This window comes from Chryseobacterium mucoviscidosis, from assembly GCF_002177115.1.
GTDB lineage: Bacteria > Bacteroidota > Bacteroidia > Flavobacteriales > Weeksellaceae > Chryseobacterium > Chryseobacterium mucoviscidosis.
In genome coordinates, this window is sequence record NZ_MVAG01000200.1 from 1 (window position 1) to 259 (window position 259).

1 protein-coding gene is annotated in these 259 nt (G+C 45.2%); it reads left to right on the forward strand.

Translation table 11 applies throughout. From position 1 onward, the window contains the following. On the forward strand, positions 1 to 259 hold a 259-nt coding region (locus B0E34_RS22905), incomplete at both ends, for an aquaporin (RefSeq protein ID WP_185117474.1).

The window sequence follows — 259 nt, forward strand, 5'->3', positions numbered from 1 at the left end:
TAATCAAACAGTTGACTTTTCTGAATTAGCTATCAAAGCTCAAATAGCACCACACACAACAGCAGGTCTTTCAGTAGCTCATTTAGGACTTGGTTTCCTAGTAATGGCCTTGGTAACTTCACTCGGTGGACCTACTGGACCTGCTTTGAACCCAGCTCGTGACTTTGGACCACGTCTCCTTCACGCTGTTCTTCCAAAATCGGTTCTTGGTCAACACAAGGGTGATTCAAAATGGTGGTATGCTTGGGTTCCAGTTGCA